Origin of the sequence: Streptomyces sp. BoleA5 (assembly GCF_000373665.1) — a bacterium.
In the GTDB taxonomy this organism is placed as follows: Bacteria; Actinomycetota; Actinomycetes; order Streptomycetales; family Streptomycetaceae; genus Actinacidiphila.
In genome coordinates this window covers 72,831-92,884 of the sequence record NZ_KB892146.1, presented here as the reverse complement: position 1 = coordinate 92,884, position 20,054 = coordinate 72,831, and the positions used below count along the sequence as shown (strand labels likewise).

Below are 20,054 nucleotides of genomic sequence, written 5' to 3'. Positions count from 1 at the left end.
GGCGGTCAGGCGGGCACGGACCGTTCCCGGCCGTCCCCGGCGGCCGCCCAGGCCAGCACGCGGGGCAGCACCGACAGGGCCGCGAAGTGCGCGGCCCCCGGTTGCACCACCATGGTCGCGCCGGGGATGTGCTCGGCCAGCCAGCGGGAGTGCGCCACCGGCGAGAACACGTCGTCCTCGCCGTGCCACAGCAGCACCGGCACCGCGATGCGGTCCAGGCCGAACCCCCAGCCGCGGTTGAACGCCATCGTGTCGTCGATCCAGCCGTCGGCCGAGGTGCGCAGCGCCTCAGCGTAGGTGCGCAGCAGCATCGTGCGCAGGCCCGCGTCCGCGATCACCAGCTGGTCCGGCAGCGGCATCTCCTCGCGGAGCAGGGCGAGCAGGCTGGCCGGATCGTCGCGGATGGTGCGGGAGCGCAGTTCCAGCCGGGCGGCGAGCCGCCGGTGCGCCGCGTCGGCGGTGGTGTGGTCACGGACGTTGGACCGGGTCATCCCCGCGTGCCAGGCGAGCCCCCGCGCGTCCCGCGGCGCGAGCCCCACCAGCACCGCCACCCGCCTCACCCGGTCCGGCAGCAGCGCGGCGCAGGCCAGCGAGTGCGGACCGCCGCCCGAGCGGCCGACGACCGCGAAGGCGTCCAGGCCCATGGCGTCCGCGATCGCCGCGACGTCGGCGGCGGCGTCCGCGACCCGGCGGTTCGGCAGCCGCTCGGAACCGCCGTAGCCGGGCCGGTCGAAGGAGATCAGCCGCACCCCCAGCCGGTACAGCACCGCACTGCGCGGCACCGGGCCGAGCCGGCTGCCGGGGGTGCCGTGCAGCAGGAACACGGGTCTGCCCCGCGGATCGCCCCGGGTCTCCACCGCCAGTTCCCGACCGTCCCTCGCCCGCACCACACGCACTCCGAGCGGCCCCCTCTCGTGTGTCCTCCGGTCCGTCCCTCACACCCGCATCTCGCGCCTCGCCTGCCAGGTGGTGTGCTCCCGGGACACCGCGTCCTCGGCGTCGCGGGTCAGCTGGGACCACAGGTGCTCGGCGTGCGGGTCGTCCAGGTCCAGCGACGCCAGCTGCACCCGGATCAGCTCCAGCTCGTCCGCCGCCACCCGGTACGCCGCGGCCAGCGGACTGTACTGGCGCAGCTGCGCCCAGGCGGCGACCGAGGCCGTGATGGCCGACACGAAGCCCAGGGTGTCGAAGGGGGACCAGCCGCCCGCCCGCAGGACCAGGAACAGGATGCCGAGCAGCGGGAACGTCATCGCCAGGCGTCCCGCCCGGCGCCCGTTCACCTCGCAGCGGGCCGCCTTGACCGTGTACCACTCGTGCTGCACCCGGATGCGCTCCCGCAGGTACACGTCGTGGCGCACGCGCAGCGGTGCGTCGCGCAGCCGCCGCATCGCCGGGGTGATGCCCGAGTCGACGTGCGGGGGCAGCGCCCTGCTGCGGCGGAAGGTGTGCAGGACGTCGCCGAGCTGCAGCCGGTACAGGGCGTCCGGGTCGCGTTTGTCGCCGGGTGGCGTGAAGGGGTCGGCCCGCACCGAGTACTTCCAGGCGAGCGTCTTCATGGACTCGGCCAGCGCCCGGCCCTCGTACCAGAGGCCCTGCGGGTTGTGGCGGTGGATCACCCAGGTCGTCCACGCGGCGAACGCGAACATGACGGCCGCGAGCCACGAGGCCCAGTGCAGGCGGCCCGCGGTCGCGTCGAACGAGCTGAAGACGGAGGCCGCCGTGAGCAGGCCGAGCTGGCGGCGCGACAGCCGTACGGTCTGCAACTGGCCCCGAAGCGAAGCCCGGTCGGCGCCCCAGAACAGGTCCGACAGCAACTCCCGTTCGTTCACCATCGACAGCGGCCCCCCGGTACTCGCCGAATCCCGCAGTCACCTCAGTATGGGCGCGCAGGGGGGTGGCCGCCCAGTAGGCGTCCGGCCGAACTCCCGCTCCCAACGGGCCCCTTGCTCGCGCGGGCGGCGCCCGCCCGCACCTGGCGTGGTGCGGGCGGGCGACATCGCGTCGTCGTGCCCTCCGGTCAGGCGGGGCGCAGCCAGACCGTGGCCAGCGGGGGCAGCGTGAACTGCACACTCTGGCGGCGGCCGTTCCAGGCGACCGGCTCGGACTTCAGCGGCTCGGCGTTGGTGACGTCGCTCCCGCCGTACGCGGCGGCGTCGGTGTTCAGCACCTCCCGCAGTGCCTCCACCCCGTCCGGCACGCCGATCCGGTAGCCGTGCCGGACGACCGGCGAGAAGTTGCTGACCGCGACCAGCGGGTTCCCGCCCGCGTCCAGGCGGACGAAGGAGAAGACGTTGTCCTCGGCGGCGCCGCCGTCGAGCCAGGCGAAGCCGTCCGGGGTGGTGTCGCGCTGCCACAGCGGCGGTGTGGCCCGGTACAGGGTGTTGAGGTCCCGGACGAGGTCCCTTACGCCGCGGTGGTCGCCCGCCGCGGAGTAGGTCTCGTCGAGCAGCCACCAGTCCGGCCCGTGGTCGTGGGACCATTCGGCGCCCTGGGCGAACTCCTGCCCCATGAACAGCAGTTGCTTGCCCGGGTGGGCCCACATGAAGCCGAGGTAGGCGCGGTGGGTGGCGCGCTGCTGCCACCAGTCGCCGGGCATCTTGGCCACCAGCGCGCGCTTGCCGTGGACGACCTCGTCGTGCGAGATCGGCAGGACGTAGTTCTCGCTGTAGGCGTACACCATCGAGAAGGTCATCTCGTTGTGGTGGTACCTGCGGTGCACCGGCTCGTGCTGGACGTACTCCAGCGAGTCGTGCATCCAGCCCATGTTCCACTTCAGGCCGAAGCCGAGCCCGCCGAAGCCGGCCGGGCCGACGTGGTGGGTGGGACGTGTGACGCCGTCCCAGGCGGTGGACTCCTCCGCGATGGTGACCACACCGGGGCAGCGCCGGTAGACGGTCGCGTTCATCTCCTGGAGGAAGGCGACGGCGTCCAGGTCCTCGCGGCCGCCGTAGGAGTTCGGCGCCCACTGGCCGTCCTCGCGCGAGTAGTCGAGGTAGAGCATCGAGGCGACCGCGTCCACCCGCAGCCCGTCGATGTGGAACTCCTCGCACCAGTAAACCGCGTTGGCCACCAGGAAGTTGCGGACCTCGGTGCGGCCGAAGTCGAACTCCAGCGTCCCCCAGTCGGGATGCTCCCCGCGCCAGGGGTGCTCGTAGAGGTTGGTGCCGTCGAAGTCCGCCAGCGCCCAGTCGTCCTTGGGGAAGTGGGCCGGCACCCAGTCCATGATGACGCCGATGCCCGCCCGGTGCAGCGCGTCCACCAGGTACCTGAAGTCGTCCGGGGTGCCCATGCGGGCGGTCGGGGCGTAGTACGAGGTGACCTGGTAGCCCCACGAGCCGCCGAAGGGGTGCTCGGCGACCGGCATCAGCTCCACGTGCGTGAAGCCCAGATCGCGCACATAGGCCGGCAGTTGCTCGGCCAGTTCGCGGTAGGACAGCCCCGGCCGCCAGGAGGCGAGGTGCACCTCGTACACGGAGAAGGGCGCCTCGTGCACCGGCAGGCTGCCGCGCGAGGCCATCCAGTCGGAGTCCTGCCACTCGTGGTGGGACGCGGTGACCACGGAGGCGGTGGCCGGCGGCTCCTCGGTACGGCGGGCCATCGGGTCGGCCTTGAGCCGCCGTCCGCCGTCCGCGCCGCAGACCTCGAACTTGTAGCGCCGGCCCTCGCCGACCTCGGGCAGGAACAGCTCCCACACGCCGGAGGAGCCCAGCGAGCGCATCGGGAAGGCGGTGCCGTCCCAGTAGGTGAAGTCGCCGACCACCCGCACCCCGCGGGCGTTGGGGGCCCACACGGTGAACCGGGTGCCGGTGACGCCCTCGTGGGTCATCGGCTCGGCGCCCAGCGCCCGCCACAGCTGCTCGTGCCGCCCCTCGTGGATGAGGTGCAGGTCGAACTCGCCGAGCGCGGGCAGGAAGCGGTACGGGTCGTGGACCTCGCGCTCTTCGCCGTCGTAGGCGACGGCCAGCCGGTACTCGGGGACCTCCGTCAGCGGGAGCACCCCGCTGAACAGCCCGTCGCCCTCGTGGTTCAGCACCGTCCGCGTCCCGTCGCCGGTGACGACGGCCACGCTGCGCGCGTACGGCCGCAGCGCCCGGAAGGCCAGGCCGTCCGCCACGCGGCGGACGCCGAGCAGCCCGTGCGGGTCGTGGTGGGCGCCGTCCAGCAGCCGCCGGCGCTCGCCCGGGTCGAGTTCCGGGGCCGGCGGAACGTCACCGGTTGCGGGGCCCGCGGCCGGAGCGACCTCGGGCGCGGGCGGCGGCGCCTGGTGGCCGACCCCCGCGGGGGGCGCGGTGCGCGGGGCCGTGCCCGAGGCGGGCGGGCGTTGGGACCCGGCGGGGTCGTAGCCCCGCGCGACGGCCTCGGAGGAGCCGGACGCGTCCGGTCGCGGGTGGCCCGCGGCGGCCGGGCCGGCGCCCTCGGCCGCGGGTTGCGCACCGGAGGCCTTGCCACCGCGGGCGGGTTTCGCGCCGGCCGCCTTCTGCGGCCGGGTGGCCGGGGCCGGCGGGTTCGGCGGGGCTGCGGGGGGCGGCGGGGGAGCCGAGCCCTCGGACCCGCTGCCGCGTGCGGGACGTGCGGCGCGGGCCCTCCCGTTCCCGCCCGGGCCGGGGGTGGCGTCGGGGAACGGCTGGCGATCGGTCACGATCAGGTCCTCCTCGGATGGGCGTGGGGGTGCCCGGTCAGGGGGTGCGGCCGTGCGGCGGCTGCGCGAGACGGCGCACCGCGGCCATGGGGATGGGCAGCCAGGCGGGCCGGTGCCTGGCCTCGTAGAGCACTTCGTAGACGGCCTTGTCGGTCTCGAAGGCTCGTATGACGACGGGCTCGTCCCTCGGATCGGTACCGGCGGCCTCCGCGTAGCCCGCGCAGAAGGCGGCGCGCTGCGTCTCCGCCCATTCGGGCGCCCCGGGGGCGGACGGGTCGTGGTGCCGGGCGGCGTAGTCGAAGGAGCGCAGCATCCCGGCGACGTCCTGCACCGGGGGCGCGGGACGGCGGCGTTCGGCCAGCGGCCGGGCCGGCTCGCCCTCGAAGTCGATGAGAACCCACCCTCCGGGCCCCGTGCGCAGGGCCTGACCGAGGTGGAGGTCGCCGTGGACGCGTTGCGCGGCCAGCGTCGTGCCGCGCGTGCCGAGCGCCGCGAGGTCGTCGAAGGCGGTCCTCAGCGCGGCGCGGTACGGCCGCAGGGCGGGCACCGCCGCCGCGGCGGCGTCCAGCCGTCCGGCCATCGCGGCGGCGAGCAGTTCGATCTGCGGACGGCGCAGGGTGCTCGTCGGCAGGGCGCGGGCCAGCGCCAGATGGACCTCCGCGGTGGCGCGCCCCAGAGCGCGCGCCTCGCCGGAGAAGTCCGTGCCGTCCTCCACCGCCTGCAGGGCGAGTTCCCACGCCCCGGCCGAACCGGGCAGGAAACGCTGCAGCACGCCGAGCGTGGCGGGCTCGTCGTAGAGGCCGAGCGCCTCGAACCAGGCGGCGGGCGCCGGGACCCGCCGCGAGCCCGCCCGCGCCAGGGCGAGCGAGAGCTCCAGGTCGGGGTTGGGGCCCGGGGCGATCCGCCGGAACAGCTTGAGGATGAACGTGTCGCCGTAGATGACCGAGCTGTTGGACTGCTCGGCGGTGGACAGCCGGGGCGCCAGCCCCGCCGGGATCGCCGCGGCCGGCTCGGAACCGAAGCGCAGGTGCCCGGTGCGGCCGGGGGCGCGCAGCCGCTCCAGCAGCAGGGACGTCAGACGCGGGTCGTGCAGCGCCTCGTAGATGGTCAGGCCGTCCAGGGGGCCGCCGACGGCGTGCCCGACGAGGGCGGGGGCGAGCGCGGGCGGCAGCAGTGCCCGGGTGCCGAGCAGCAACTGATAGGTGTCGGCCGGCTGCCCGCGCCCGGTCCCGGGCATCCGCTCCTGCACGTCGTGGTGGACGTCGAGCAGCAGATGGAGCAGTCCGGGGGTGCCCAGCCGCCCGTCGGCGGGCAGCAGCTCGGTGGCCGAGACCAGTCCGAAGCCGCTGATCGGCCGTCCCTTCCCGGCGAACCACCGCTGCCGGGGCAGCCACTCCCGCAGCATCGGGACGAGCGCGGAGAGCAGCCCCGGCGCCGGGGGCACGGTGGTCCCCGACCGGACTGCGGAGGTGCGAAGCCACGAGGTGTCCGACATGACGTCCTTTCCTCGGGTGCCGGGCCTGCTGGTTCCCTAAGTGAAGGGGCGTGCTGCGGCGATGGTCCGACGAGTGGGACGTGTCGGACGAATATCATCCGAGCCGGTGGATCAATTGGCGTACTTGGCGTACTTGGCGTACTTGGCGTACGAGGGACAAGGGCCCGTACAGCATCCGATATGACGCTGGATCCGGCAGGGGGAGCCTGCCCCGGCGGCCCGGCACGAAACCGTGCCGGGCCGCCGGGTCGCCGTCACCCGGCGGGGACCGCCTACACCGCGTCGCGGCGCAGCCGGAACCAGTAGAAGCCGTGACCGGCGAGGGTGAGCAGGTACGGCCATTCGCCGACGGCCGGGAAGCGCACCCCGCCGATCAGCTCGACGGGATGCCTGCCGGTGAAGGACCGCAGGTCGAGCTCGGTGGGCTGGGCGAAGCGCGAGAAGTTGTTCACGCACAGGACGAGGTCGTCCTTGTACTCGCGCAGGAAGGCCAGGACGGCCGGGTTGGTGGAGGGGAGTTCGGTGTACGAGCCCAGGCCGAAGGCCGGGTTCTGCTTCCGGATCTCCACCATCCGGCGGGTCCAGTGCAGCAGCGAGCTCGGGGAGCTCATCTGCGCCTCGACGTTGGTGACTTGGTAGCCGTAGACCGGATCCATGATGGTCGGCAGGTAGAGCCGGCCCGGATCGCAGGAGGAGAAGCCCGCGTTGCGGTCCGGGGTCCACTGCATGGGGGTGCGCACGGCGTCGCGGTCACCGAGCCAGATGTTGTCGCCCATGCCGATCTCGTCGCCGTAGTAGAGGATCGGCGAACCCGGCAGGGAGAGCAGCAGCGCGGTGAAGAGCTCGATCTGGTTGCGGTCGTTGTCCAGCAGCGGGGAGAGCCGGCGCCGGATGCCGATGTTGGCCCGCATACGCGGGTCCTTGGCGTACTCCGCGTACATGTAGTCGCGCTCTTCGTCCGTCACCATCTCGAGCGTCAGCTCGTCGTGGTTGCGCAGGAAGATGCCCCACTGGCAATTCTCGGGGATCGCCGGGGTCTTGGCCAGGATCTCCGAGACCGGGTAGCGCGACTCCCGGCGCACCGCCATGAAGATGCGCGGCATGACCGGGAAGTGGAAGGCCATGTGGCACTCGTCGCCGCCCTTGGCGTAGTCGCCGAAGTAGTCGACCACGTCCTCGGGCCACTGGTTGGCCTCGGCGAGCAGCACCGTGTCCGGGTAGTGGGCGTCGATCTCCTCGCGGACCATCTTCAGGAAGTCATGGGTACGCGGCAGGTTCTCGCAGTTGGTGCCCTCCTCCTGGTACAGGTACGGCACCGCGTCCAGCCGGAAGCCGTCGATGCCGAGGTCCAGCCAGAACCGCAGGGCGGCCAGGATCTCCTCCTGGACCTTGGGGTTCTCGTAGTTGAGGTCCGGCTGGTGCGAGAAGAAGCGGTGCCAGTAGTACTGCTTGCGCACCGGATCGAAGGTCCAGTTGGAGCTCTCGGTGTCGACGAAGATGATGCGGGCGTCCTGGTACTGCTTGTCGTCGTCCGCCCAGACGTAGTAGTCGCCGTAGGGGCCGTCCGGGTCCGTGCGGGACTGCTGGAACCACTCGTGCTGGTCGCTGGTGTGGTTGACGACGAAGTCGATGATCACCCGCATCCCGCGCTGGTGGGAGGCGTCCACGAATTCCACGAAGTCGGCCAGGTCGCCGAACTCCGGCAGTACGGCCGTGTAGTCGGCGACGTCGTAGCCTCCGTCTCGCAGCGGCGAGGCGAAGAACGGCGGCAGCCACAGGCAGTCGACGCCCAGCCACTGCAGATAGTCCAGTTTGGCAGTGAGCCCTTTGAGGTCGCCGATGCCGTCGCCGTTGCTGTCCTGGAAGGACCGTACGAGGACTTCGTAGAAGACGGCCCGCTTGAACCAGTCGGGATCCCGGTCTTTGGCCGGGGTGTCTTCGAACGTGTCAGGTACGGGTTCGTTGACGATCAAGTGGGTGACCCTCCTGTCGATGGAGTAGGTCGCAGGGTGAGGATGTGCGCGGGCGTACGGCCCGGCTCGAGGCGCACATAGTTGTCCCTGCCCCAGTGGTAGGTCTCGCCGGTGAGCTCGTCGCGCACCGGGGTGGACTCGTGCCACGCGAGGCCGAGTTCCGGCATGTTCAACGAGACGGTCGCCTCCTGGGTGTGGTGCGGGTCCAGGTTGACGACCACCAGTACGACATCGCTGCCGTCGCCCGAGCGCTTGGAGTACGCCAGCACCGCGTCGTTGTTCACGGGGTGGAAGCGCAGATCGCGTAGCTGCTGGAGCGCGGGGTGACGGCGTCGCAGCCGGTTCAGCGTGGTGAGCAGCGGAGCCAGCGAACGGCCGTCGGCCTCGGCTGCCGCCCAGTCGCGGGGCTTGAGCTCGTACTTCTCCGAGTGTAGGTACTCTTCGCTTCCCTCGCGCACCGGCGCGTTCTCACAGAGCTCATATCCGGCGTACACCCCCCATGTGGGGGAGAGCGTCGCCGCCAGGACCGCACGCGCCTCGAACGCCGGGCGGCCGCCGTGCTGCAGATAGGCGTGGAGGATGTCCGGGGTGTTGACGAAGAAGTTGGGCCGCATGTAGCTCGCGGCCTCGCCGGACAGCTCCGTCAGGTACTCCGTCAGTTCCTGCTTGCCGTTGCGCCAGGTGAAGTAGGTGTACGACTGCTGGAAGCCGATCTGGGCCAGGGTGTGCATCATGGCCGGACGGGTGAAGGCCTCCGCCAGGAAGATGACGTCGGGGTCGGTGCGGTTGATGTCGGCGATGACCTTCTCCCAGAAGACCACCGGCTTGGTGTGCGGGTTGTCGACCCGGAAGATCCGCACCCCGTGGTCCATCCAGTGCCGCAGCACCCGCTCGGTCTCCTGCACGATGCCGCCGAAGTCGGCGTCGAAGGCGATCGGGTAGATGTCCTGGTACTTCTTCGGCGGGTTCTCGGCGTACGCGATCGAGCCGTCCGCCCGGGTGGTGAACCATTCGGGGTGCTTGCCGACCCACGGATGGTCGGGGGAGCACTGCAGCGCGAAGTCCAGGGCGATCTCCAGCCGCAGCTCGCGCGCCCGCTCCACGAAGAAGTCGAAGTCCTCGATCGTGCCGAGGTCCGGGTGGACGGCGTCGTGGCCGCCCTCCGCGGAGCCGATCGCCCAGGGCGAGCCCACGTCGTGCGGCCCGGGGTCGAGCGTGTTGTCCGGCCCCTTGCGGAACGCTGCGCCGATCGGGTGGACGGGTGGCAGATAGACCACGTCGAAGCCCATCGCGGCGATCGCCGGCAACCGTTCGGCCGCCGTGCGGAAGGTGCCGGACCTCGGTGGTCGCCGGCCCGTGGGGTCCACCACGGCACCCTCGGACCGGGGGAACATCTCGTACCAGGACCCGAACAGCGCACGCTGCCGCTCCACCTGGAGGGCCGCCGGACGGGAGGCGCTGACCAGGTCGCGCAGCGGGTGCCGGCCGAGCACCTCCACCACGTCGGCCGTGAGGGCGGCGGCGTGCCGCTCGGCGGGGGTGCGGGAGGTGTCGCGCAGGGCGTCGGCGGCGGCCAGCACCACGGCGCGGCCGTCCTTCTTGGGTACCCCGGCCGCCGCGCGCTCGTGCAGTTCGGCCCCCTCGGCGAGGACCAGTTCGGTGTCGATGCCCGCGGGGACCTTGATGTCCGCGTGGTGCCGCCAGGTGGCCACCGGATCGCTCCAGGCCTCCACCGTGTACGTCCAGCGGCCCTCCGCGGTCGGGGTCACCTCGGCGCCCCACCGGTCGGTGCCGGGGGCGAGTTCGCGCATGGGGATCCGTGGCCCGGAACGTCCCGCGGGGCTGCGCAGGACCACGTTGGCCGCCACCGCGTCATGTCCCTCGCGGAACACCGTGGCGGTGACCTGGAAGGTCTCGCCGACCACGGCCTTGGCGGGGCGGCGGCCGCAGTCGACCAGCGGGCGGACGTCCAGGACGGGGATACGACCGATCATTGCGCCTCACCAGTTTGTGCGGGTGGCCGGACGGGTACCTTCCGCTCTTTTTATCTGCTCCTTCGGATGCCTGCCTGTGGGCATGACCGCTCCTGTCCGCGTTCACTCGGGTGGGCGGATACGAGTTGTGGTGTGGGAGGGTTCGGCGCCGCGTCGCGCAAGGGTGAGCCTGCCCATTGGATGACGGTCGAATACTCCCCGGGAAGGGGTACTGGCGCGTAAGTTGCGCTCCCGGCGCCCCCGGCGGCGCCCGGACGAAGACAACCGGCCACCGTCCCGCGGCCCGGCGCGCACGGCCGCCGGGGGCGCCGGGCCGCCGCCCGTGACCCCGTCCCCGGCCGTACGTCGTAGCCCCCTTGGTGCGCCGCGGCCACGGCCGTGCCGCAGTGGTCGTAGCCGCCGCCCGACACGCTGACGAGGCGCCCGCCGGCCCGCGGGCGGGGGGCCCGGGACGCCCGTGACGTCCCCGTACGCCAGGGCACGGGTGCCGCGTGGCGGCGCCCGGGTTCGGGATGTTGGGTCCCCGGTTGTCGCCACCGCACCGAAAGATGCCGCTACCGTCGGAGATGTGAAGGCTATTCGTCGATTCACCGTGCGAACCGTCCTGCCCGAACCACTACGTCCCCTGGGGGAGCTCGCGCAGAATCTGCGCTGGTCCTGGCACAACGAGACCCGTGAGCTGTTCCAGTCCGTCGACCCCGAGGGCTGGAGAGCCGCGGCCGGCGACCCGGTGCGGCTGCTCGGCGCCGTCTCGAAGGACCGGCTGAACGCCCTCGCCAAGGACCGCAGGTTCCTCCGCCGGCTCGGCACCGCCGTCGAGGACCTCCACGACTACCTCGGCAATCCGCGCTGGTACCAAGGGGCCGCCGAGGAGGGGGAACTCCCCTCCGCCATCGCCTACTTCTCACCCGAGTTCGGGATCACCGCCGCGCTGCCCCAGTACTCCGGCGGCCTCGGCATCCTGGCCGGCGACCACCTCAAGGCCGCCAGCGACCTGGGCGTGCCGCTGATCGGGGTCGGCCTGCTCTACCGGCACGGCTACTTCCGCCAGTCCCTGTCCCGGGACGGCTGGCAGCAGGAGCACTACCCGGTGCTCGACCCGAACGAGCTGCCGCTGTCGCTGCTGCGGGACGAGGACGGCGGCCCCGTCCTGGTCACCCTGGACCTCCCCGGGGGCCGAAGCCTGCGCGCCCACGTGTGGCTGGCGAGGGTCGGCCGGGTCCCGCTGCTGCTGCTCGACTCCGACGTCGAGGAGAACCACCCCAACGAACGCGACGTCACCGACCGCCTCTACGGCGGCGGCAGCGAGCACCGGCTGCTCCAGGAGATGCTGCTCGGCATCGGCGGCGTCCGTGCCGTACGCACCTACTGCGCGCTGACCGGGCACCCGGCGCCCGAGGTCTTCCACACCAACGAGGGCCACGCGGGCTTCCTCGGCCTGGAGCGCATCCGCGAGCTCGCGGCCGACGGAGAAGGGCTGGATTTCGACTCCGCCCTGGAGGCCGTGCGGGCCGGCACGGTCTTCACCACCCACACCCCCGTACCGGCGGGCATCGACCGCTTCGACCGGGAACTGGTCGCCCGGCACCTCGGCGACGAGGGCGAGCTGCGCGGCGTGGACGTCCAGCGGGTGCTGGAGCTGGGGATGGAGACCTACTCCGGCGGCGACCCCAACGTCTTCAACATGGCCGTGATGGGGCTGCGGCTCGCGCAGCGCGCCAACGGAGTGTCCACCCTGCACGGCGGCGTCAGCCGCGAGATGTTCGCCGGACTGTGGCCGGGCTTCGACCCGGAGGAGGTGCCGATCACCTCCATCACCAACGGCGTGCACGCCCCCACCTGGGTGGCGCCCGAGGTGTTCCGGCTCGGCGCCCGGCAGGCCGGCGCCCAGAACGCCGAGGACGCGATGACCACCGGTCTCGCCGACACCTGGGAGAGCGTCTTCCGGATCCCCGACGCCACGATCTGGGAGCTCCGCCGGGAGCTGCGCGAACAACTGGTGCGGGAGGTGCGCCGCAGGGTCCGCGCCTCCTGGCGGCAGCGCGGCGCCGGCTCCGCCGAGCTGGGCTGGGTCGACGACGTCCTCGACCCGGACGTGCTGACCATCGGCTTCGCACGCCGGGTCCCGTCGTACAAGCGGCTCACCCTGATGCTGCGCGACCAGGACCGTCTGATGGAGCTGCTGCTGCACCCGGCCCGGCCGATCCAGATGGTCGTCGCCGGCAAGGCGCACCCGGCCGACGACAGCGGCAAGCGGCTGGTGCAGGAGCTGGTGCGCTTCGCCGACGACCCCCGGGTGCGGCACCGCATCGTCTTCCTGCCGGACTACGACATGGCCATGGCCCAGCACCTCTACCCCGGGTGCGACGTCTGGCTGAACAACCCGCTGCGGCCGCTGGAGGCGTGCGGCACCTCCGGCATGAAGGCCGCGCTCAACGGCTGCCTCAACCTGTCCGTCCTGGACGGCTGGTGGGAGGAGTGGTTCGACGGCAACAACGGGTGGGCGATCCCCACCGCCGACGGTTTCGGCGCGGCCGGCGACCCCGACCGCCGCGACGACATCGAGGCCGCGGCCCTGTACGACCTGATCGAGAACCAGGTCGCCCCCCGCTTCTACGACCGCGGCGCGTCGGGTCTGCCGGTCCGCTGGATCGAGATGGTGCGGCACACCCTGAGCACCCTGGGGCCGAAGGTCCTCGCCGGGCGCATGGTCCGCGAGTACGTGACCCGGCTGTACGCGCCCGCCGCGCGCGCCCACCGCCTGGCGGGCGGCGGGGAGTGCGTCGAACTCGCCGCGTGGAAGCGGCGGGTGCGCGAACAGTGGCCCATGGTCGCCGTCGACCACGTGGAGACCGGTGCCTCGGTCGGCGGCTCACCGGAGCTCGGGACGACGCTCACCCTGCGGGTCCAGGTGGCCCTCGGCGGCCTGGAGCCCGGGGACGTGGACGTCCAGGTGGTGTCCGGGCGCGTCGACGAGTCCGACCGGATCGCCGACCCGACGGTGGTCTCCCTCAAGCCGGGCGGACGGCCGGACCTGGAGGGCCGCTGGCTCTTCGAGGGCCCGCTCGCCCTCGACCGCACCGGACCCTTCGGCTACACCGTCCGCGTCCTGCCGACGCACCGGCTGCTCGCCTCGGTCGCCGAGCTCGGGCTGATCGCCGTGCCGCCCGAGGCGACGGGGATGACGGCGGGCGTGCTGCGCTGAGCCGGACGCCCCGCGGGAACGGGACCGGGCCCCGGCCGTCGTCGACGACGGCCGGGGCCCGGAGTGCGCGGTCAGCCGAGGGGGGTCAGCTGCTGGTGTTCACCGCGGTGTCGTCGACCACGAAGCTCGTCTGCAGCGAGGAGTCCTCGGTGCCGGTGAACTTCAGGGTGACGGTGGAGCCGGCGAAGGCGTTCAGGCTGAAGGACTTCTGGGTGTAGCCCGAGGCCTTGTTGAGGTTGGAGTAGGTGGCCAGGGTGGTCGACCCGGCGGTGACCGTCAGCTTGTCGTACTGGGTGCTGGTGGTCGTCTCGGCGGAGTCGATGTGCAGCCAGAAGGTGAAGGTCGCCTTGCAGCCCGCCGGAACGGTCACCGACTGGGAGAGCGTGTCGGTGTGGGTCGAGCCGTAGCCGTCCAGCCACGCCTTGTACGAACCGCCGTGGGCGGCCTGGCTGCTGGAGTTGGTGATCACACCGCTGGAGGCCGTCCACGAGGCGCTGCCGGACTCGAAGCCGGGGTTGCCGAGCAGCTGGGCGGAGGCGCAGCTGCCGGGTGTGGTGACGGTCCAGGTGAAGGACGCGGTGCCGGTCTTCGCGGCGGAGTCGGTGACCGTGACCGTGGTGGTGTACGTGCCCGCGGTGCTCGGGGTGCCGGAGACCAGGCCCGTGGAGGCGTTGATCGACAGGCCGGAGGGCAGGCCGCTCGCCGCGTAGCTCAGCGCGCCGCTGTTGGTGCTGCTCGCCTGGATCTGCAGGCTGACCGCGGTGCCCACGGTGCTGCTCTGGTTCCCCGGGTTGGTGACCGTGACGCCCGAGACGGGCGCGTGGCTGCCGACGCCGATGCCGGCGAAGGCGTTCTGCACGCCCGCGTACTGGGCGGAGCCGGCGCCGTACAGCGCCTGGGCGGCGTTCAGGGCGGCGGTGCGGGCGCCCGCGTAGTTGGTGCTGCTCGTCATGTACGAGGTCAGCGCCTTGTACCAGATCTGCAGCGCGGCGGCGCGGCCGATGCCGGTGACGGCGATGCCGTCGGCGGTCGGGCTGTTGTAGCTCACGCCGTTGATGACCTTGGCGCCGCTGCCCTCGGAGAGCAGGTAGAACATGTGGTTCGCCGGGCCCGAGGAGTAGTGGACGTCCAGGTTGCCGATGCCGGAGTACCAGTTGTCCGGCGAGGTGCCGTCGCGGGACGGCTTGTCCTGGTAGCGCAGCGGGGTGCCGTTGCCGTTGATGTCGATCTCTTCACCGATGAGGTAGTCACCGATGTCGTTGCCGTTGTTCGCGTAGAACTCGACGCCCGTGCCGAAGATGTCGGAGGTCGCCTCGTTCAGGCCGCCGGACTCCCCGGAGTAGTTGAGGTTCGCCGTGGCGGAGGTGACGCCGTGGCTCATCTCGTGGCCCGCGACGTCCAGCGAGGTCAGCGCGTGGGTGTTGCCCGAGCCGTCGCCGTAGGTCATGCAGAAGCAGCTGTCGTCCCAGAAGGCGTTGACGTAGCCGCTGCTGTAGTGGACCCGCGAGTACGCGGCGACACCGTCGTTGCGGATGCCGCTGCGGCCGAAGGTGCTCTTGTAGAAGTCCCAGGTCGTCTGCGCGCCGTAGGCGGCGTCGGCGCCCGCGGTCTGGGTGTTGGAGCCGGTGCCGTCGCCCCAGACGTCGTCGGCGTCGGTGAACAGCGTCCCGGTGCCGGAGGTGCCGCGGTTGAGGTTGTACGTCTTGTGGCCGCCGCGGGTCGTGTCGTTCAGCTGGTACGTCGAGCCGGACAGCGTGGTGGTCAGCGACACCTGGCCGCTGTACTGGGTGTTGCCGGTACCGGTCTTGACGTCCTGGTACCGGTGGAGCTCCCTGCCGGTCGCGGCGTCGGTGACGACGTGCAGCCGGCTCGGCGTGCCGTCGTCCTGCAGCCCGCTCACCACGGTCTCCCAGGCGAGCTTCGGGGTGCCCTGGCCGGCCCAGATCACCTTGCGGGCGTCGTCGGCGACGGGCGCCTTCGCGTCCAGGGACTTGGCGGCCTTCAGCGCGGCGGTGGTCGCGGCGGACTCGACGACCTTTGGCGTCGTCGAGGCGACCGTGATCCTCTGGCTGGTGTTGAACGTCGTGCCGACCGTGCCGGCGCCCTTGGCGGGCGTGTGCACCACGAGGTCGCCGCCGAGCACGGGGAGCCCGGCGTAGGTGCGCTCGTAGCGGGTGTGCAGCGTGCCGTCGGCGTCCTTGACGACGTCCCTGACGACCAGTTTCTCCTTGCTGCCCAGACCCAGCGACCGGGCCGTGACCGCGGTGCGGTCGCTCGCGCTCTTGATCAGCGCCGTGCGCTGGGCGGGGGTGAGCTTCGCCTCGAGGGCTCCGGTGCGGAGCTGGCTCGTGTGGGGGGCGGCGTTCGCCGTCGCGGACGTGGCCGGTATGCCGACGGCGATGAATGCGGCGGTGGCGACCACACTGGCGGCCGCGACAGCCTTGCGGGGGGATCGTCTCACTCGGACTCCTACTGCGTCGGCCGCGGTTGGCGGCCGGGGACAGCCGGGCAGACGGGGTGTGCTGCCCGGGCGGAACTAGCCGTGCGGGTGGGACGTGCGGAGTTCGGACGGTGCGTCAGCACGAGGTGGTGCGGTGTGTGGGCGTACTGACGGCCGACCGGGGGAAGAGTGCCACTGTTCACCGCTTGGTGTCATGTACGTGACGAGAAGTTGGCCGAATTCGTCCTTTGAGGGGGACGGCGGGTTCGCATTCCGGACAGGGCGGGGCGAACGGTCCCGGTGGGTGGGGGTGGTGCCGGTGGGCGGGCGCGGGTTCGCCTCGCGCCGTTCGGGCGCACGGCGGCCGGCTGCGGACGGGAGGGTGGATCGCCTCTCCTCGGCAGTGTGCGGGCGGGTGCGTGGCGCCTGAACCCGAGCCACCCACCTACCCGCACACGGCCGACCGGCCCCGGACCGCCGCCCTCCCGTCCGCAGCAGGCCGGTTGCTCCCGAAGGCGCGAGACGGCGCGCAGCCGGACGACCGGCGCGGCATCCACCGGCCGCCGGCCCTACACGAGGCTGTCGCGCCAGGCCTGGTGCAGATCGGCGAAGCGTCCCGCGCCGGAGATGAGTTCGGCCGGGGTGCCGTCCTCCACGACGCGGCCCTGGTCCATCACCAGCACCCGGTCCGCGATCTCCACCGTCGACAGGCGGTGCGCGATGATCACGGCCGTGCGGCCGCGCAGCACCTCGCGCATCGCCTGCTGCACCGCGCGCTCGCCCGGCACGTCCAGCGAGGAGGTCGCCTCGTCCAGGATGAGCACCGCCGGGTCGGCGAGCAGGGCGCGGGCGAAGGCCACCAACTGGCGCTGGCCCGCCGAGATGCGGCCGCCGCGCTTGCGCACGTCGGTGTCGTAGCCCTCGGGCAGCGCCGTGATGAAGTCATGGGCGCCGATCGCCCTGGCGGCCGCCTCGATCTCCTCGCGGGTGGCCTCCGGGCGGCCGATGGAGATGTTCTCGGCGACGGTGCCGGAGAAGAGGAACGCCTCCTGGGTCACCATGACGACCCCTCGGCGCAGTTCGGGCAGGGCCAGGTCGCGCAGGTCCACCCCGTCCAGGGTGACCCGGCCGTCGGTCGGGTCGTAGAACCGGGCCAGCAGCTTGGCCAGCGTCGACTTGCCCGCGCCGGTGGCGCCGACCACCGCGACCGTCTGCCCGGCGGGCAGCCGCAGGCCGAAGCGGGGCAGCACCTCGCCGCCCGTGCGGTAGGCGAAGCGGACCTGATCGAAGACGACCTCGCGGCCGGGAACGTCCGCCTCCGTGGCCGGCAGTGTCCGCGGCGTCCGCGGCTCGGGCACCGAGGGCCGCTGGGCCAGCAGCCCGGCGATCTTCTCCAGCGAGGCGGCCGCCGACTGGTAGGAGTTGAGGAACATGCCGAGCGGGTCGATCGGCGCGTACAGCCGCCGCAGGTAGAGCACGAAGGCGGCGAGCACGCCCAGCGCGAGCGAGCCGGAGGCCACGCGGTACGCGCCCCACACCACCACCAGCGCCACCGAGGTGTTGGCGATCAGCCAGGAACCGACGGTGAAGCGGCCCATCTCCAGTATCGCGTCGCCGTTGGCCTTGCGGTGGGTGGCGTTGAGCTCGTCGAAGGCCTCGTCGTTCGCCTTCTCGCGGCGGAAGGCCTGCACGGGCCGGATGCCGTTCATCGTCTCGGTGAAGCGCACGATGACGGCGGCGATCGCCGCGGAGCGGAGCGTGTAGACCTTGGCCGACCGGCGCCTGAAGATCCGCACGGTCACCACCAGCGGCACCGCGGTGGCGAGCGCGAACAGGCCGAGCCCCCAGTCCAGCCACAGCAGGACCGCCGAGATGTAGAGCACCGACAGCCCGACGTTCAGCAGCTCCTGCAGGCCCTCGGTCAGCAGCTCCCGGATCGACTCCACGTCGGAGGTGGCGCGGGCGATGATCCGGCCCGAGGTGTACCGCTCATGGAAGTCCAGGCCGAGCGCCTGGGCGTGCCGGAAGATCCGGCTGCGCAGCTCGACCAGCACGTCCTGGCAGATCCGGCCGGCCTGCCGGATGAACGTGCGCTGCAGCAGGCCGCCCGCCACGGCGCAGCCGATGTAACCGACGGCCACCGCGATCAGCGGGCCGTGGTCGTCGCGGCGCAGCGCCGGGATGGCCCGGTCGATCGCCACCGCCACGATCAGCGGGCCCGCCTGCACGGCCGCCTGCTGCAGCAGCAGGAGTACGGCCGCCAGCCACACGCGCCGCCGGTGCGGGCCGACCAGTTCGCGCAGCAGCGCGCGTGACGCCCCTTCGGGCGCCGGGAGCCGGTCCTGGTCGAAAGCGTCGTCCTCCCGGCCCTCCCGTGCCTCCCCGGACTCCCGGTTCCCCGCCGGCTCCTCGTCGGCCGACTTCTCGGCGGGCTGCGACTGGGCGACGGAGGTCATCGGGTGCTGCTCCCTTCGAATTGCGGGCGGTCCGGCGCGGCGGGAGTGCTCCCGTCCTGGCCGGACATCAGGCGGCGGTAAGCCGCGGAGGAGGTCAGCAGCTCCTGGTGGGTGCCGACCGCGGTGACGCGGCCCTCCGACAGCAGGGCCACCCGGTCGGCGAGCATCACCGTGGAGGGACGGTGGGCGACCACGAGTGCCGTCGTGGTGGACAGCACCTGGCGCAGCGCCGCCTCGACGAGGGCCTCGGTGTGCACGTCGAGGGCGGACAGGGGGTCGTCCAGCACCAGGAAGCGGGGGCGGCCGACGACCGCGCGGGCCAGCGCGAGCCGTTGCCGCTGACCGCCGGACAGGCTCAGGCCCTGCTCCCCGACCTGGGTGTCCACACCCTGCGGGAGCTTGTGGACGAAGTCGCACTGGGCGATCTCCAGTGCCCGCAGCAGGTCCGCCTCGTCGGCGCCGGGCGCGCCCATCAGCACGTTCTCCCGCACGCTGGCGGAGAACAGGGTGGGCTCCTCGAAGGCCGTCGCGACCAGGGAGCGCAGCGCGGAGCGGGTGAGCAGCGCGGCGTCGGTGCCGTCCAGCGTGACGCGGCCGCCGGTCGGCTCGTACAACCGCGGGATCAGCGAGGTCAGGCTCGTCTTGCCGCTGCCCGTCGCGCCGACCAGCGCCACGGTCTCGCCGCTGCGGATGTGCAGGTCGACCCCGGTGAGCAGGTCGGGGGTGCCCTCGGGGGCGTCGGGGTAGCGGAAGCGCACGGCGCTGAAGCGGATGCCGTCGGCGGGCTGCCCCTCCTCTGCGGTGCCCGTGCCGGTGCCCGTGCCCGTGCCGGTCTCCGGCGGGACCTCGGTGTCCAGGACCTCGAAGACGCGGTCGGCGGCGGTGGCCGCCTCATTGCTGAAGGACAGCAGCCAGCCCAGCGACTCCACCGGCCAGCGCAGCGCGAGCGCCGTGGAGAGGAAGGCGACCAGGGTGCCCGCCGACAGGTCGCCGTCGGCGACCTGCACCACGCCCAGGACCAGCGCCGCGCCGAGCGCGACGTCCGGCAGGCCGACGATGACCATCCACAGGTCGGCCAGCAGCCGGGCCTTGCGCAGCTCGGTGCCGCGCAGTTCGCGCGACTGCCGGTGGAAGGCCTCGGCCTGGCTGCGGTGCCGGCCGAAGGCCTTGATGATGCGGATGCCGAGCACCGACTCCTCGACCAGCGTGGTCAGATCGCCGACCTGGTCCTGGGCGGTGCGGGTGGCCACCTGGTACCGCGCCTCGAAGTACGAGCAGAGGATCACCAGCGGCACGACCGGGCCCAGCAGGATCAGCCCCAGCGACCACTGCTGCACGAACAGGATGGCGAAGCCCGCGACGATCGTGGCGGTGTTGACCGCGAGGAAGACCATCGGGAAGGTCAGGAACATCCGCAGGATCTGCAGGTCGTTCGTGGCCCGGGAGAGCAGCTGGCCCGAGCCCCAGCGGTCGTGGAAGGACACCGGCAGGCGCTGCAGCCGGTGGTACAGGTCGGCCCGCATCGTGGCCTCGAGCCCGGCCATGGGACGCGCCACCAGCCAGCGCCGAACACCGAAGAGCCCGGCCTCCAGGAGACCGAGCAGCAGCACCAGCCCACCCCCGAGCCACACCCCGGACGGGTCGCGGTGGGCGACCGGACCGTCCACGATCCACTTCAGGACCAGCGGGATCAGCAGTGCCAGGCAGGACGCGACCACGGCCACACCCGCGGAACCGAACAGCCGGTGGCTGACCGGCTTCACGTACGGCCACAGGCGCAGCAGTGAGCGCACCGCGGATCGGGAACGTTCGGGCTCGGGTTGGTTGGTCGACTCAGGCATCGTTTCAGAGG

The 20,054-nt window shown here is 72.4% G+C and carries 10 protein-coding genes; 1 reads left to right on the top strand and 9 read right to left on the bottom strand.

Annotated features, from left to right (window positions below):
• Positions 1–5: 5 nt before the first annotated feature.
• The 6 genes from B085_RS0136105 to B085_RS0136080 all read right to left on the bottom strand — a co-directional run bounded on the left by B085_RS0136105 (position 6) and on the right by B085_RS0136080 (position 10,101).
• A complete protein-coding gene (locus B085_RS0136105; protein WP_106435120.1) occupies positions 6–887 on the bottom strand; it encodes an alpha/beta fold hydrolase in 882 nt (293 codons plus the stop codon).
• Between the two features lie 48 nt (positions 888–935).
• A complete protein-coding gene (locus B085_RS0136100) occupies positions 936–1,832 on the bottom strand; it encodes a DUF4231 domain-containing protein (protein WP_018563467.1) in 897 nt (298 codons plus the stop codon).
• A 185-nt stretch (positions 1,833–2,017) separates the two neighbouring features.
• A complete protein-coding gene (glgB, locus tag B085_RS0136095; protein ID WP_018563466.1) occupies positions 2,018–4,639 on the bottom strand; it encodes a 1,4-alpha-glucan branching enzyme in 2,622 nt (873 codons plus the stop codon).
• Between the two features lie 37 nt (positions 4,640–4,676).
• The gene (locus B085_RS0136090) at positions 4,677–6,134 is read right to left on the bottom strand and encodes a maltokinase N-terminal cap-like domain-containing protein (RefSeq protein WP_018563465.1); all 1,458 of its coding nucleotides are present in this window, start codon (positions 6,132–6,134) and stop codon (positions 4,677–4,679) included.
• Between the two features lie 272 nt (positions 6,135–6,406).
• Positions 6,407–8,107, bottom strand: a complete 1,701-nt coding sequence (gene treS / locus B085_RS0136085) for a maltose alpha-D-glucosyltransferase (protein ID WP_018563464.1) — start codon at positions 8,105–8,107, stop codon at positions 6,407–6,409.
• Complete coding sequence (locus B085_RS0136080) at positions 8,104–10,101, bottom strand: alpha-1,4-glucan--maltose-1-phosphate maltosyltransferase (protein ID WP_018563463.1); 1,998 nt, start codon at positions 10,099–10,101, stop codon at positions 8,104–8,106. Before B085_RS0136080 ends, treS begins: the two co-directional genes overlap by 4 nt.
• A gap of 568 nt (positions 10,102–10,669) precedes the next feature.
• Here B085_RS0136080 and glgP point away from each other — a divergent pair.
• Positions 10,670–13,306 (top strand): alpha-glucan family phosphorylase, encoded by a 2,637-nt coding sequence (gene glgP, locus B085_RS0136075; RefSeq protein ID WP_026251804.1) that lies wholly within the window; start codon positions 10,670–10,672, stop codon positions 13,304–13,306.
• 85 nt (positions 13,307–13,391) lie between these two features.
• Here glgP and B085_RS0136070 read toward each other — a convergent pair whose 3' ends face one another.
• From B085_RS0136070 to B085_RS44920, 3 genes are all read right to left on the bottom strand, one after another.
• Positions 13,392–15,767 (bottom strand): M4 family metallopeptidase, encoded by a 2,376-nt coding sequence (locus B085_RS0136070; RefSeq protein WP_026251803.1) that lies wholly within the window; start codon positions 15,765–15,767, stop codon positions 13,392–13,394.
• Between the two features lie 548 nt (positions 15,768–16,315).
• Positions 16,316–18,202 (bottom strand): ABC transporter ATP-binding protein, encoded by a 1,887-nt coding sequence (locus B085_RS0136065; protein WP_018563460.1) that lies wholly within the window; start codon positions 18,200–18,202, stop codon positions 16,316–16,318.
• Positions 18,199–20,043: an ABC transporter ATP-binding protein gene (locus tag B085_RS44920; protein WP_051102250.1), complete on the bottom strand. Its 1,845-nt coding sequence runs from the start codon at positions 20,041–20,043 to the stop codon at positions 18,199–18,201. Before B085_RS44920 ends, B085_RS0136065 begins: the two co-directional genes overlap by 4 nt.
• Positions 20,044–20,054: the final 11 nt, after the last annotated feature.

Coding starts and splice junctions, on each gene's coding strand:
- B085_RS0136100 (WP_018563467.1), bottom strand. CDS start 1,832: ATGGTGAACGAACGGGAGTTGCTGTCGGACCTGTTCTGGGGCGCCGAC.
- B085_RS0136090 (WP_018563465.1), bottom strand. CDS start 6,134: ATGTCGGACACCTCGTGGCTTCGCACCTCCGCAGTCCGGTCGGGGACC.
- B085_RS0136080 (WP_018563463.1), bottom strand. CDS start 10,101: ATGATCGGTCGTATCCCCGTCCTGGACGTCCGCCCGCTGGTCGACTGC.
- B085_RS0136065 (WP_018563460.1), bottom strand. CDS start 18,202: ATGACCTCCGTCGCCCAGTCGCAGCCCGCCGAGAAGTCGGCCGACGAG.
- B085_RS44920 (WP_051102250.1), bottom strand. CDS start 20,043: ATGCCTGAGTCGACCAACCAACCCGAGCCCGAACGTTCCCGATCCGCG.